General features: G+C 72.3%; 7 protein-coding genes. 1 reads left to right on the plus strand and 6 read right to left on the minus strand.

Annotated features, from left to right (window positions below):
• Window positions 1-87: 87 nt before the first annotated feature.
• Window positions 88-3243, minus strand: a complete 3156-nt coding sequence (locus Bequi_RS06815) for an ExeM/NucH family extracellular endonuclease (protein ID WP_249737193.1) — start codon at window positions 3241-3243, stop codon at window positions 88-90.
• Between the two features lie 130 nt (window positions 3244-3373).
• The gene (locus Bequi_RS06820) at window positions 3374-5947 is read right to left on the minus strand and encodes a 5'-nucleotidase C-terminal domain-containing protein (RefSeq protein WP_249737194.1); all 2574 of its coding nucleotides are present in this window, start codon (window positions 5945-5947) and stop codon (window positions 3374-3376) included.
• Window positions 5948-6241: 294 nt separating this feature from the next.
• Between Bequi_RS06820 and Bequi_RS06825 the strand changes: the two genes are divergently transcribed.
• Window positions 6242-7666, plus strand: coding sequence for an NAD(P)/FAD-dependent oxidoreductase (locus Bequi_RS06825; RefSeq protein ID WP_249737195.1), 1425 nt, complete (start codon window positions 6242-6244; stop codon window positions 7664-7666).
• Window positions 7667-7763: 97 nt separating this feature from the next.
• On the opposite strand, the gene Bequi_RS06830 is transcribed toward Bequi_RS06825, so the two are convergent.
• The 4 genes from Bequi_RS06830 to Bequi_RS06845 form a co-directional block, all read right to left on the minus strand.
• Window positions 7764-10148: a transglutaminase TgpA family protein gene (locus Bequi_RS06830; protein WP_249737196.1), complete on the minus strand. Its 2385-nt coding sequence runs from the start codon at window positions 10146-10148 to the stop codon at window positions 7764-7766.
• The gene (locus tag Bequi_RS06835; protein WP_249737197.1) at window positions 10145-11359 is read right to left on the minus strand and encodes a DUF58 domain-containing protein; all 1215 of its coding nucleotides are present in this window, start codon (window positions 11357-11359) and stop codon (window positions 10145-10147) included. Before Bequi_RS06835 ends, Bequi_RS06830 begins: the two co-directional genes overlap by 4 nt.
• Window positions 11359-12420 (minus strand): AAA family ATPase, encoded by a 1062-nt coding sequence (locus tag Bequi_RS06840; protein ID WP_249737198.1) that lies wholly within the window; start codon window positions 12418-12420, stop codon window positions 11359-11361. Before Bequi_RS06840 ends, Bequi_RS06835 begins: the two co-directional genes overlap by 1 nt.
• 75 nt (window positions 12421-12495) lie before the next feature.
• Entirely contained in the window at window positions 12496-13983 is a 1488-nt protein-coding gene (locus Bequi_RS06845; protein ID WP_249737199.1) for an APC family permease, read from the minus strand.
• Between the last annotated feature and the right edge of the window lie 27 nt (window positions 13984-14010).

The following is a 14010-nucleotide window of genomic DNA, read 5'->3' on the forward strand; positions in this document are numbered from 1 at the left end:
AGCGAGAAGGCCCCCGAGCCGTTCCGCCGGAGCGGAGCGACCCGAGGGCCTCGCGGAGGGCGGGCGCACTCAGCGCCCGCTCCTCGATCAGTTGTCGACGAAGTCGATGCCTGCCGTGTCCATGCGATGCATGAACGCAGCCATCGCATCACGGTTCATCGGACCCCACGGACGGTACGACCCATCCGGGAAGCCCGTCGTGATGCCCTGCTCCTTCAGCCACGCGATCTCCTTCGCGTACTGCAGACCCGCCGGAACATCCGAGAACGGACCCGCCGCCGGCGCCGACGCCGCAGGCTCCCCCGCGTACCGGTACACGAACGCGGCCATCGCATCACGATCGATCGGCGTCACCGGACGGAACTCCCGAGTCCCGTCGGCCTTCACCCAACCCGTGGTGATGCCCTCCTGGTAGGCCCACAGCACCGCGGCATAGTGCTCGTCCCCGGCCTTGATATCCGTGAACGGCGACGCCCCGGAAGTGTCCACCGCAGGCGATCCAGCCATGCGGTACAGGAACGCGGCCATCGCATCGCGGTTCACCGGGGAAACGGGACGGTAGGAGCCGTCGGCCCAGCCCGTCACGTAGCCCTGCTCCGCCGCCCAGCAGATGTCGTCGTGGAACTGCAGCGACGCGGGCACATCCGCGAACGTGCACTCGAACGGCGCGGGGGGCGCGGTGATCTCGGACTTCATGCCCACGATCAGCGGGTTGTGGTCCGAGGAGGCGAAGGGGCCGCCCTCGTACAGGTCCGTGACGTTGGAGTTGTGGCGGGAGTACTGGAAGGCCGGAGACTCCGGTCCGTTGATGCCCCAGTCGTCGGCGCCCGTCAGACGCTCCAGGGCCGAGGGGCTCGCGAGGACGTGGTCCAGGGAGCCCACCATGCCGCCGTAGCTGTAGGACCAGCCCTCCGGGTCGAAGTGGCTGCTGACGTCCGTGTAGCCCTTGCCGTAGAAGAGCTGCAGGGGCTCCTCCTGGGTGTAGGCGTTGAAGTCTCCCACGAGGAGGACGTCCTGCACGTGGAGCGCGCTCTGGCGCCCCTCGACCCAGGTGTTCAGCGCGCCGGCCTGCTGCAGGCGGGAGGTGCGGGAGTTGCCCTGGACCGGGTCGGCCGGGAGGCTCGCGTCCTCCGCGTCCTTGGAGCCCTTGGACTTGAAGTGGTTGACCACGTAGAAGAACGGCTCGCCTGCGGAGACGGTGCCGTCGGCAGAGGCCGAGATGGGCTCGAAGACCTGGCCGATGGGCTCGCGCGCGTTGTCGAACGCGGGATCGCCGATGAGGATCTGCGCATCGCCGACGGGGCGCACCTGGCCGGGCTTGAAGATGATCGCGCTGGTAATCGCGTCCTGGCCGCCCTTCTGGCCGGCCGCCGCGTACGCGGGCGCGGTGCGGACGTAGTCCCAGGTGCCGGCGCCGTCCTTCTCGTTGAGCGCTGCGACGAGGGTCGCGGTGGCCTCGTCGGGCGTCTCGCCCAGGCGCGCGGAGTTCTCGATCTCCATCAGGCCGACGACGTCCATCCCGGAGGCGGAGATCGCCTCGACGATCTTCTTCTCCTGGCGCTCGAAGTCCGCCTGGCCCCAGGCGCCGCGCAGGTCGCAGCCGCCGCGCACCGAGACGCCGACTCCGGCACGGTCCGTGTAGGGGGTGCAGCCGGTGGTGTCCGCGCCGAGGGTGGTGAAGTAGTTCAGCACGTTGAAGGAGCCGACCTGGAGGTCGCCGCCGACGGCGTCGGGGGCGGAGGTCCGCGTGTTCTCGAAGGCGATGCCGTCGCTGGCGGAGCTCGACCACGGGGTCGTCGGGTTCAGCCGCCACGCGTTGAAGGACGTCGTGAAGATGACGGGCTTCTCGAACTCCACGGCAGCGCCCACGCGCACCGGCTCCTGGTTGGAGAGGTAGGACAGCGGCTCGTCGGTGGCGCGGGAGAAGTTCGTGGTCTTCGCGTCATCCAGCAGGATGACCTGCGCGGCGGCGGCGTTGAACTCCGCCGTGGCCTCGGGGCCGGGGCGCATGACATCACCGGGCTGGCGCAGCGGCTTGTCGCCGATCGCGAGGCTGACCTCGCCGTAGTTCATCGTCCCGTAGACGTCCGTCACGGTGAAGGCGCCCTTCCCGGGCTGCAGGAGCATGTGCTCGAGCGACTCGCGAGCGGCCTCATCGGTGGGGAACGCGCCGGTGAAGGTGGAGGGTGCGACGGCGGGGAGCGCATCCGGCAGCACGGAGAAGTCTGCGGCCCGCGCCACCGAGATCTGCGTGGAGCCGTTGAACTCGGAGACCGCGCCCGTGATCTTCACGCTCTGGCCGATCTGGACCGACGCGACGGTCGCGGGCGAGTACACGAACAGGGCCGTGGAGCCCTTGTGGCTGGAGAAGTCGAGCGCGCCGCCGGTGCCGCCGGTCTGGATGACGTAGCCGTTCAGGCCGCCGGTGGCGTACACGGCGGTGACGACGCCGGTGGTGGTGACGGTCTGCCCGGCGAGCGGCGAGGCGGCGCCGGTGCCCTGGATGTCCGCGATGGAGACGACGCTCGCGGAGGGCGGCGTGGTCGGATCGGTCGGGGTGGGCGGATCGGTGGGCGTGGTGGGATCGGTGGGCGTCGCGCCGGAGTTCTGCGGAGTGGGGGCGCCGACGGCGAAGTCCTGGCTGTTGCTGCCCGTCGCCGCGATGCGCGAGGCCGAGGTGGAGTTCGACAGCGCCGGCGCCGCCGCATCGCCGGCGAAGACCGTGGCTGAGCCGAAGCCCACGACGTCCAGAACAGCCGGGTTCTCGGAACAGGTGGCGGCGGTGCACTTGATCGCCGCGGTTCCGTTGGACAGCAGGAACGTCCCGTTGGTCGCACTGGCTGCGATGGTGCCGACGGCGTCTGGCGTCGGCAGGTCCTTCGCGATCTCGTTGCCCGCCGCGAGCTGGATCAGGTACGTCGAGCCTGCGGGAATCGTCCCCGTCAGGCTCACCGATCCACCAGGGTTGCCATTCGCGGCGAAGTACTGCAGCGACCAGCCGTCGACGGAGACCGCCGCGCTCGAGCTGTTCTTCAGCTCCACGAAGTCGTTCTTGAACTCCGCACCCTTGTTCCCGCCCCCGCCGTACACCTCATTGATCGAGACGGCCGTGGGGACGATCGGGCCGGCGAGCGCGGCGCTCATGCCGAAGGGCAGCAGGGTGGCGCCGAGGGCGGCGGCTCCGGCGCAGGCGGCGAGCCGGCGCAGCGCCGCGGCGCGCAGAGGGAGGGTGCGGATGGTCATGGGGGTCTCCTGGTGGGGGTGAGGGGAGGAGCGGCTTCGAGGTGGAGGCGTGAGGGAGGGGGCGCGGCGCTTCGCCTCGCCCCCTCATGGGCGGCGGGGCGGCCCGTCTCCGGGCCGCCCCGCGTGCTGATCAGTTGTCGACGAACTCCACGCCGGCCTTGTCCATGCGGTACATGAACGCGGCCATCGCGTCGCGCTTCATCGGGCTCCAGGGGCGGTACGTCGCATCCGGGTAGCCGGTGGTGATGCCCTGCGCCTTCAGCCAGGCGATCTCCTTCGCGTACTGCAGACCCGCCGGAACATCGGTGAACGGACCCGCCGCCGGCGCCGATGCAGAGGGCTCCCCCGCATACCGGTACACGAACGCGGCCATCGCATCACGATCGATCGGCGTCACCGGACGGAACTCCCGAGTCCCGTCGGCCGCGACCCACCCCGTGGTGATGCCCTCCTGATAGGCCCACAGCACCGCCGCGTAGTGCTCATCCCCGGCCTTGATATCCGTGAACGGCGACGCGCCGGAAGTGTCCACTGCAGGGGATCCGGCCATGCGGTACAGGAAAGCGGCCATCGCATCGCGGTTCACCGATTCGAAGGGGCGGTAGGAGCCGTCGGCCCAACCCGTTACATAGCCCTGGTCGGCCGCCCAGTAGATCTCATCGGCGAACTGGAGGTCCTCGGGGACGTCCGTGAAAAGACCGTCCTCGAACGAGACGGGCACGAGGATCTCGGTGCCGGCCTCGGGCGTCGTCGTGATCGAGGCCAGGTGGTCGCCGCGGGGGATCGCGCCTGCCGGGATCGCGATCTGTGCGGCGAAGGAGCCGCCCGTCTGCGCGGTGTACGGCGCCGAGTAGGTGGCCCCGGCGATCTCGACGGACACCTGGGTGACCTGCGGGGCGCCGAGGGAGCGGCTCTCCACTCCCGAGATCGTCAGGAGCGTCCCGCCATCGGCAGCCTCGCCGAGCACGACCTGCGCGCCGCGCGCGGAGTAGTCGGGGGCGAGATTCTGGTGAGCCTTCAGGTAGTCGATCCACGCGTCGCGGTCCAGAAGGCCCGTGTCGGTGGTGCCGGTGCCCTTGGCGAAGGTATGGAAGTTGTCGCCGCCGGCCACGAGGAAGCTCGCTGCGACGACCGTGTAGGTGGCGTCGAGATCGATGGGCTCGCCGTCGATCATCACCGAGGTGATGCGCTCATCGCGCTTCTGCGAGGCGTCGTAGGTGTAGGTGACGTTGTCCGACAGGCCCAGCTGCAGGTAGCCGCGCGAGGGGGTCGTGCCGTCGGCGTTGCGCTGCCACTGCTCCTCGAGGAGCTGGACGAACTGCGCGCCGGTGAGCTGCGTGGTCGAGAGGTTGTTGACGAAGGGGACGATGTCGTTCGCCTCCTTGTACGTCACCACCCCGTCGCCCTCGGCGCCGGCAGCGGCGTAGTTCAGATCCGCGCGCACACCGCCGGGGTTCATCACGCCGATGGTGGCCTTCGTGCCGCCGTAGGAATCCTGGTTGGTGGCCCACACCATCGACTCCGCGAGCCCGTTCGACAGGGCCGAGGCGGATCCGCGGTCATCGCCGCGGCTCGCTCCGGCGTCGGCCTTGCGGGTCCAGACCCCGTTCACGTACTCGGCGCGGTTGGGGGCGAACGCGGTGGTGACGTCTCCGGTGATGGTGCCGACGCTCTGCTGGGCGGCGATGTCGCCCTGCTTGGTGGCCTTCTCGGAGATCGCCGCGGCAGCGGCGTAGGTCGGATCCGAGGCGCACGCGGCGAGGTCGGCGCCCTTGGTGGGGACGAGGCCAGTCTTCGCGGGCACCGCGTCCCAGTCGCCGTCGGCCCCGAGCTCGAGGGTGACCTTGCCCAGATTCTCGCCGTAGGAGCCGGTCTGCATGATCGGGCGCGTCTCGCCGGACTGACCGGGCACGGGCGCCTGGAAGCTATAGGTCTGGTGGGTGTGCGCGTTGAAGATGACGTCGGCCTCGGCGGAGGTCTCGTTCACGATCGTGTCGAACAGGGCGCCCGCCGTGGGCGCGCTGCCGGCCGGGGCGCTCGCGGAGGAGCCCTCGTGGTACTCGACCACCAGCACGTCGTACTTCTCGCCCGAGGCCTTGAGCTCGGCGATCGCGGTGTTCACGGAGGCGACAGGGTCGCGGAATTCGATGCCGGCGAGACCTGCCGGAGAGGTCAGGGCAGGGGTCTCCTGGGTGACGGCGCCGACGACGGCGACCTTCACATCGCCCGCATCGACGAGGGCGTAGGCCGGGGTGGTGCGCTTGCCGCCCTCGTAGACGTTCACGGCGAGGTAGGGCCACTTCGCCTGCTTCGCGATGCGGTCGCGCAGGTCGGCGTAGCCCTGGTCGTACTCGTGGTTGCCCGTGGCGCTCGCCTGGAGGCCGAGGGCGTTGAGGTAGTCGATCGTGGGCTGGTCGTTCTGGATGTAGGAGGCGAACTCGCTCGCGCCCACGAGATCGCCCGAGGCGAGGAACGCGGAGTTCGAGACGCCCGCGCGCTGCGTGACGAGCGTGCAGGCGAGCGGCTTCGCGGTCGCCGTGATCCGGCCGTGGAAGTCGTTGATGTTGAACAGCGTGACCTGGTCGCCGGTGCCGGCGGCGAGGACGGGGCCCCCGATCGCAAGGGCGGAGGTGAGGGTCACGGCGGCGAGGCCGAGGCCGGCGGCCGAGCGGCGAGCGGAGCGCCGCGCGAAGGATGAGGACATCAACGTCTCCTGGGGGATGGGGTGGGGATCTCAGTGATCCCTGTCATTGAACCCCGGCCCACCGACGGACGAGACCGATGTGACCATTTCGTGACCAGGTGCCTCATCAGCCGTTCCGTGCGCGCCATGCGCTGTTCACCCGGGCTGTGCGTGCGGGCCGGCACTTCCCGCGCGCTCCCCCGCAGACTCTGCGCGCGCTCCCCCGGCTCCGCCCGCGCTGCCGTGCATGCGGCGAGGGGGAGGGTTCCTCTAGAGTCGAGCCATCGCCCCCCGCTCTCGTCGCCAAGGATCACCATGCTCACTTCCGCCCTCGACCGCCTCCTGGGCCGGCGCACCACCGTGCCCGCAGCGGACGGCTCCTCCTGGCCCCACGTCGTCGTCGTCGGCGGCGGCTTCGCGGGCGCGAACGCCGTGCTGCACCTGCGCGACACCCGCGTGCGCATCACCCTCATCGACCGCAATGCGTACAAGACCTTCCAGCCCCTCCTGTACCAGGTGGCCACGGCCGGCCTGAACCCGGGCGACGTCACGATGATGCTGCGCTCCCTCTCCCTCACGGTGCCGAACATGCGCTACCGCCAAGGCGAGGTCGTGGGCGTGGATCCGCAGCGGAAGGTCGTCAGCCTCGAGGGCGGCGAGGACGAGCCCGAGGAGATGGCGTACGACTACCTCGTGCTCGCCAACGGCGCCACCACCACCTACTTCGGCACCCCCGGCGCCGAGGAGTACGCGATGCCGATGTACACCCGCGCACAGGCCCTCGCGATCCGCGAGCGCGTGTTCTCCGAGCTCGAGCGCACCAGCCGCGCGGGCGACTCGGACAAGCTCCAGGTGTGCATCGTGGGCGGCGGGCCGACGGGCGTGGAGATCGCGGGCGCGCTCGCGGACTTCCGCCTGCAGGAGCTCGACGTGCTCTACCCGGAGATGGATCCGGGCACGCTGCGGGTCTCCGTGCTGCAGCGCGGCACGGAAGTGCTCAAGGAGTTCCGCGAGGAGTACCGCGGCTACGCGGCCGAGGAGCTCCGCTCGCGCGGGGTGCAGCTGAAGCTCGGCCACGGCGTGAAGGAGGTCGGGTACGACTACGTCGTGCTCGATGACGACTCGGTGCTCGAGTCGGACATCACGATCTGGGCCGCGGGCGTCGCGATCTCGAAGGCCGTCGCGCAGTGGGGCTTCCCCCAGGACAAGCACGGCCGCATCATCGTGGACCGCACGCTGCAGGTGGAGGGCTTCCCGGGCGTCTACGCCGCGGGCGATGTCGCCGGCGGCGAGGACGCCCTCCCCCAGCTCGCGCAGCCCGCCATCCAGACGGGTCACGCGGTCGCGAAGTCCATCGCGGCCGACGTCGCGGGCCGTCGCCCGGAGCCGTTCACGTACGCGGACTTCGGCACCATGGCCACCATCGGGCGCCGCGCCGCGATCGTGCAGCTGCCGCAGACCCCGCTGGTCAAGCGCGCGCACCTGGAGAACGTCGGATTCACCGGCACGATCGGCTGGCTGGCCTGGCTCGGCGTGCATGTGGGCAAGCTGCTGGGCCACCGCAACCAGCGCGCCGTCTCGATGAACCTCGTCTCGCTGTACACGAGCGGGCTGCGCACCCGGCACCAGCCGAACCCGATCATCGGCGAGGTCGACTCGATCGCGGCCGCCCGTCGGTTCCGCGAGGAGGCCGGCTCGCGCCGCTTCGGCCCGGACAAGGACACCCCCGGGCACGACTGATCCCGGAGCCTTCCTCGCAGCGCCCTCGCCCTTCTCGGGCGGGGGCGCTGCGTCCGTCCGACGGTCCGACGGTCTCAGGGCCGGCGGTCCGACGGCCTCAGGGCCGACGGCGCTCCCGCAGGAGCGCGAGCAGATCATCGGCGTCCTGGCGAAGGGATGCCACGACATCCGCGCCGGATCCTGCCGAGGCGGCCGCGGCTGGTCCTGCCGGGTCGGCCGGCCCGCCATCGACCGCTCCGACATCGACCGCTCCGCAGACGGCCGGCTCCGGCGCATAGCGGGCGTCGGCCACGGCATCGGCCACGCGAGCGCCCGCCCGGTGCACAGGTGCGGCCGGGTCCGCGCCCGCGTCCCGCAGGAGGCCCTCCATCGCCGCCGCAGGCGGTCGGCTCGGGTCCAAGCGGAGCGCGCGCGGCGGCCGCCCCCAGGCGCCGGTCCATCCGAGCAGGCGGATCCGGCGGTCCCTCCTGCGCATGTGCTCCTGCACCTCGCTCCAGGCGAGCAGCCCGGCCGCTCGGCGGGCGGACTCCGCCGACGCCCGCGAGGCCTGCGCTCCCCCGCCCCGCACTGCGATCTCCTCCCACCCCTCCTCACGGCGGCGCGCTGCGCGGCGCCGCCCGAGGACCGCCGCGCCGATCAGGGCCGCGGCCGCCAGGGCGACGGCGAGCCCGATCAGGGCGCCCCTCTCGAGCTGCGCCGCGGAGCTGCGGGGATCCTCGGTCGCGGGGATCGCGGTGGCCGAGGGCGCGGCCGAGGGCGACACGGGGGCGGTCGTCGGCGAGAGGGACTCCGCCTCGGGCGCGGTCACCGGGATCTCCTCGCCCGGGTCCTCCGGCGCGATCGGCGGCGGGGCGATCCCGTTCCCGGAGGTCGCGGGCGTCGGCTCGAAGCGCACCCAGCCGACCTCCGGTCCGAAGTACACCTCGGGCCAGGCGTGGGCATTGCGGTTGGTGACGACGTTCGAGGTGCCTGTGCTCTGCCCGGCGGTGAATCCGATGGACACGCGCGTGGGGTAGCCCAGATGGTTCATCATCAGCGCGAACGTGCCCGCGAACTGCTCGCAGTAGCCCACGCGGTCATCGAGGAAGCTCTGGATCGGGTCGGCGCCCCGCGGGGTCCGCGCGGTCACGGAGTACGCGAAGCCGTGGAAGTAGTCCTCCAGCGCCCGGGCGGAATCGTAGCCGCCGCTCGCTCCGGCCTCGCCGACGATCTGCTCGGCGAGCGCGCCGACCTCATCCGGTGCTTCGATGTCCAAGTAGCCGCGCGGGAGCTCAGCGCCCGCGGCCTGCACGTCGATGCCGCGCAGCTGCTCGGGGGCGGGCTCCTGGGCGGCCCCGGAGATCTCGTACTGCCAGCCGGAGAGATCCCGCGGGGCGCCCGCGAGCGCCACTGAGCCGCTCTGGATCATGAGCGCTTCGCTCTCCCCGCCGTGCAGGACCATCCCCGTGAACTCCTGGCCCGCGGGCACGGGGAGCCTGTCGGAGACGAGTCCGCTGATCCTGATCTCGGAGGTGGAGGAGAAGCCGCCGGTGAACGGCATCGGGTCCTCCCCGGCGAGCGCCCCCTCGACGAACTCCTCCCCGGTGAACTCGCGCAGCGTGCGCAGCCGCAGGTAATCGGGTGTCGGCGCGTCCGTGGCGTAGGTGAGCACCGTCGTCTCCTCGGCCTGGAGGAGGTCGCGGCGCACGGAGATCGAGTCGTCGATCATCGTCGGCCCGAGGGGCTGGGTGCTTCCCTGCCCGGTGACGCTCCCGATGTCGAGAGGCAGGGCGGGTCTGGCAGGGGTCGGCAGGACGGCCGCGACCTGCGGAGCCGCCCCGGCCACGAGGAGCGCGCAGAGCACCCCGACGGCGGCTCTGCGCCCGTCGAACCGGCCGTGCGACGCGCCTGCGCCGAGCACCAGCAGGGCGCCGAGTGTCGGCCCCGCGATCACATACCAGGGAGCCCCCTCGGGATGCATGAGTGCTGGAACGAGCTGGAAGCAGAGCAGCAGCACGGCGGACACCCCCCACCAGCCGCCTTCAGCGCACAGGACGTCCAGGGCGAGCACCACGACGCCCACCAGGAGGATCAGCACCGCACGTGCCTCGGCGCCGAGCGCGACCGGCGGCACCTCCATCGTCAGGGCGGTGAAGCCTTCGGTGACGAGAGGCACCTGGCCGCGCAGCAGGTCGGCAGGGCCTCCCGTGGGGAGTATCCCGCCGTGCATCTCCACCGCGAGCACCAGCAGCGCGAGCGCGCCGCCCTGCAGCAGGGGCAGGAGAATCGTCGGACGCAGCGCCAGGCGGCCGAGCACGCCGACCCCGCACACGGTCGCGGCGGCGAGAGCAGCGGCGCGCAGCCAGTCGAGGTCCGCGATGAGCAGCGAGAGCGGGGTGCTCGCAAGGATCACCGCGACCCCTAGCACAGCGCTGAGCAGCGCTCCGCGGCGTCGGCGCGCGCGACCGGCGGCTGCGGCGGCCGTCTCGGCGCGCCGGCTCATCGCGCGCTCCCGGCGGCCCGCTCGAGGATCTGCTGGAGCGAGGCGCCGGCGGGGGCGGAGACGCGGCGCCATCCGCCGAAGCGCTCTGCGCGGATCGCCCCTCCCCCGGCGCCCGCGGGTCGCAGGCTGATGGCGGTCCCCTGTGCCGCGCCTGCTCCCCCACCGCTGCCGTCCGGGGCCGACGGCGCCCCGTCGCTCTCCGCGGCGAGGACGAAGACGATCGACCCCGCTTCCGCCGCGACGTGTAGCGCGGCGAGGGGATCGCCGGGCCGGTCCTCGAATCGGACACCGGCGAGCGCGATGAGCGCGTCCTGTGCGGCGAGCTGGGAGGGCGCATCACGGTCCCCGGGCTCCGAGGCGATCTGCGCGCCGCCCGCGCCGAGGACGCGCGTGTCCCAGCCGTGGGCGGTGAGAGCGAGCAGGAGGGAGGCTGCGTGGTCGACGAGCCGGTCGTGGAGCTCGGCTGCTCTCGCAGCATCCTGCGGGCGCGCCCGGGTGTCCAGGATGATCACGGCTCCCGGGCTCTCCGCCGGCTCCTCCTCGCGAGTCATGAGCGTGCCGACCCGGGCGCTCGCGCGCCAGTGGATCCGGCGGAGATCGTCGCCTGCGACGTAGGGGCGGGGGATCACTCCGAGCTCCCCGGACCTGCCGGCCGCTGCGGCACGGTCCTCCTCCCCGCGGGCGAGACCGAGCGCGAGGGCTCCTGCGAGCGGCTCCGCTCGGGGCAGGCCGATCACGGCGGCGCCGTCGTCCTGCCGGATGCGCAACCGCATCAGGGCGAAGGGGTCCTGCAGGAGCGTCTCCATCGGCCCGAGCGGGTGGGCCCCGCGGCGCAGCACGGCGAGGGTGCAGTCCGTGCGGGATGCGAGCGGCAGGACGGCGGGAGCGGCGATCTGCGCCGGCACGCGCAGATGCACCTCGCCGCTCGCCATCGGGACCTTCTGCAGGAGGGAGCTTTCGTCCAGGTGCAGGGACATCGCGGTCTCATCCCCGACGCTCAGGACCGGCCGCTCGATGATGCGCTGCAGGCGGAGCCGGACGCCTCCGAGGAGCACGCAGATCACGGCAAGAGCGAGAGCGAGCAGCAGCGCTGCGGAGATCGCGGCGGCAGCGGCCAGTCCCGTGATCCCGGCGAGCGCCCACAGCGCCGCCGCGAGCACGAGCAGCGCGAGGCCGCGCGGGGTGGGAGCGAGCCGGGAGCGAGCGGCCATCAGTCGACCGGCACCTGCGCGAGCACGTCCGCGAGGATCGCGTCGGCGTCGATGCCGCGGGCGATCGCCCCGGGCGCCGGGTGCAGGCGGTGGCGCCAGACGGGCCCGATCACGGACTGGACGTCCTCCGGGCGCACGTACTGCTTCCCGCTCATCGCGGCGCGGGCCTTCGCGGCGCGCACGAGGTGCACGCTCGCGCGGGGCGAGGCGCCGAGCGCGCACTGCGGATGCTCGCGGGTCGCGGCGGCGAGGCGCACCACGTACTCCACGAGGGCGGGCGCGGCGTGGATGCGGCGCACGGCCCGCACCTGCGCGGCGATCTCGGCGGGGTCGGTGCGTGCGCGCAGGGCGTCCACCAGCTCGCGCTCCCCGCGGGGCGGAGGCCCGGCCTGCGCGGCAACCATCCGCGCCTCGGCGGAGGCGGCCGGATAGCCCATGGAGGTGCGGGCGAGGAAGCGGTCGCGCTGCGCCTCGGGCAGGCGGTACGTGCCCTCCATCTCCACCGGGTTCGCGGTCGCGACCACCATGAACGGCTCGGGCAGCGGATAGGTCGCGCCGTCGACGCTCACCTGGCGCTCCTCCATCGCCTCCAGCAGCGCGGACTGCGTCTTCGCGGAGGCGCGGGTGATCTCGTCGGCCAGGAGGATCTGGGTGAACACGGCCCCGGGCCGGAACTCGAGCTCGCCGCTGCCGGGCATCAGCACGCTCCCGCCGGTGACGTCGGCCGGGAGCAGGTCGGGGGTGAACTGGATGCGGGCGCGATCGGTGCCGAGCGCACCGGCCAGGGCTTTGGCGAGCATGGTCTTGCCGGTGCCGGGGACGTCCTCGATGAGCAGGTGCCCGCCGGCGAGCAGCACCATCACGGCGAGCTCGGCGACCTCGCGCTTGCCCTCGATCACCGTGGCGATCTCGGCGATGACCGCCTGCGCGGTCTGCGCGATGCGCTGCGCCTCCTCCGGCGTCAGCAGGGCCGACGGCTCCGCGGGGGCGGGCGCTGAGGACCGGGTGGGGCGCCGCGGCGCGGCGGGCGGTCGCGCCGCGGGGGCCTCGCTGTGCGTCATGGGGCTCCTCGGTCGCTCGGCGCAATGGCTCCTGGGAAGTCTACGGAGCCCCCGCGCGCCGCGGGCCGGCTTCGCTCAGGTCTGCGCGTCCAGCACCACTCCCTCGAGCTCCTCCTCGGGCACCGCCATGAGCCGGCGGTGGCGCAGGGCGAGGAAGATCGCGCCCAGCACGACCCACACGGCGAGCGCGATGAGCGGCGGCGTGCTCAGCTGACCGGGCGATCCGGGCACGAACAGCAGGGCGAGGAATCCGGCGGCGATGATTGCGCCGAGCATGGCGATCGCCCGGTAGAGCGGGCGCCGACGGCCGAAGACGTCGCTCTCCCCGGCCCGCGAGGGGTGCGTGAGCTTCACGGCCGCGAGGCACGTGTAGCCGTAGGCGATGGTGACGCCGACGGAGGTCATGTCCACGATCCAGGTGAGGGCGGAGCGGCCGAAGAACGGCGCCACCAGGCACAGCGCGGTGACGAAGGCGATCGCGACGATCGGGGTGCCTCGGCGTGCGCTCACCCGGCCGAAGGCGGGAGGCAGCATCTGGGCGCGCGACATCGTCATCAGCACGCGGCTCGCGGAGACGGTGAAGCCGTTCAGTCCCGTGACCACGCCCATCAGCACCGCGATGACCATCAGGATCCGGCCGACGGGTCCGAGGATCGCGGCGATCGCGTCGGCCGTGGCCCACACGGACCCGTCGACCGCGGAGCCGGCCTCGGCGACGGCGATCGAGGAGGCCAGCACCATCGCCATGTACACAGCGGCGGAGGTCGCGATCGCGGCGAGGATCAGGCGCAGGGCTTTCTTCGGGGAGAAGTCGAACTCGCCGGCGGCCTGGGGCACGTTGCCGAAGCCGACGAAGGCCCACGGGGCGAAGGCGACCATCACCGCGATCGCCGAGAGCGGCGAGACCTCGCGCGGGAAGGCGGGGGCGATCGCGAACCCGTTCTGCACCACGTGCACGAGCGAGGCGCCCAGGACGATCGCGACCGCGGCCAGCAGGATCACGCAGGCGACGAACTGGAAGCGACCGGACAGGGCCGTGCCCAGCGAGTTCACGATGCCCGTCAGCACGATCGCGGTGCAGGCGACGATGACGCTCGGCAGGTAGATGTCCCACCCGGCGACGGTGTACAGGTGCCAGCGCTCCATGATGCCCGGGAAGAGCATCCGGGCGGCCAGCGAGACGGCCGTCGCGTTCAGCGCGACGATGCACGCGTACGCGAGCGCGAGGAACCAGCCGACGACGAACGCGTGGCGGCGCCCGAACTCGGCGAGCACGTAGGCGAGCTCCCCGCCCGTCACGGGCAGCACCCGGATCACCATGCCGTAGCTGACACCGATGATGCCGATCAGCACTGCGCCGATCGCGAAACCGATCAGAGCGCCGGCGGTTCCGCCCGCCCCCAGCCAGTCGACGGGGAGGATGAACGCGCCCCAGCCGACCGCCGATCCGAGCGCGATCGCGAACACCCAAGACGGCTTGAGGGTGGAGGCGAGGGGCTGCGCGGAGGGGTCGGCCTCGGTGCCGGAAGGGGACGTGCCGGGTCTGTCGGGGGTCGAAGACATGCGCCCCACCCTTGCAGGTGCGCCCGG

The sequence above is a fragment of the Brachybacterium equifaecis genome, from assembly GCF_023509525.1.
In the GTDB taxonomy this organism is placed as follows: Bacteria; Actinomycetota; Actinomycetes; order Actinomycetales; family Dermabacteraceae; genus Brachybacterium; species Brachybacterium equifaecis.

What these genes read in the sequence shown, in the direction of transcription:
- Bequi_RS06815 (WP_249737193.1), bottom strand. Translation starts at nt 3,243, where the DNA reads ATGACCATCCGCACCCTCCCTCTGCGCGCCGCGGCGCTGCGCCGGCTC.
- Bequi_RS06820 (WP_249737194.1), bottom strand. Translation starts at nt 5,947, where the DNA reads ATGTCCTCATCCTTCGCGCGGCGCTCCGCTCGCCGCTCGGCCGCCGGC.
- Bequi_RS06825 (WP_249737195.1), top strand. Translation starts at nt 6,242, where the DNA reads ATGCTCACTTCCGCCCTCGACCGCCTCCTGGGCCGGCGCACCACCGTG.
- Bequi_RS06830 (WP_249737196.1), bottom strand. Translation starts at nt 10,148, where the DNA reads ATGAGCCGGCGCGCCGAGACGGCCGCCGCAGCCGCCGGTCGCGCGCGC.
- Bequi_RS06835 (WP_249737197.1), bottom strand. Translation starts at nt 11,359, where the DNA reads ATGGCCGCTCGCTCCCGGCTCGCTCCCACCCCGCGCGGCCTCGCGCTG.
- Bequi_RS06840 (WP_249737198.1), bottom strand. Translation starts at nt 12,420, where the DNA reads ATGACGCACAGCGAGGCCCCCGCGGCGCGACCGCCCGCCGCGCCGCGG.
- Bequi_RS06845 (WP_249737199.1), bottom strand. Translation starts at nt 13,983, where the DNA reads ATGTCTTCGACCCCCGACAGACCCGGCACGTCCCCTTCCGGCACCGAG.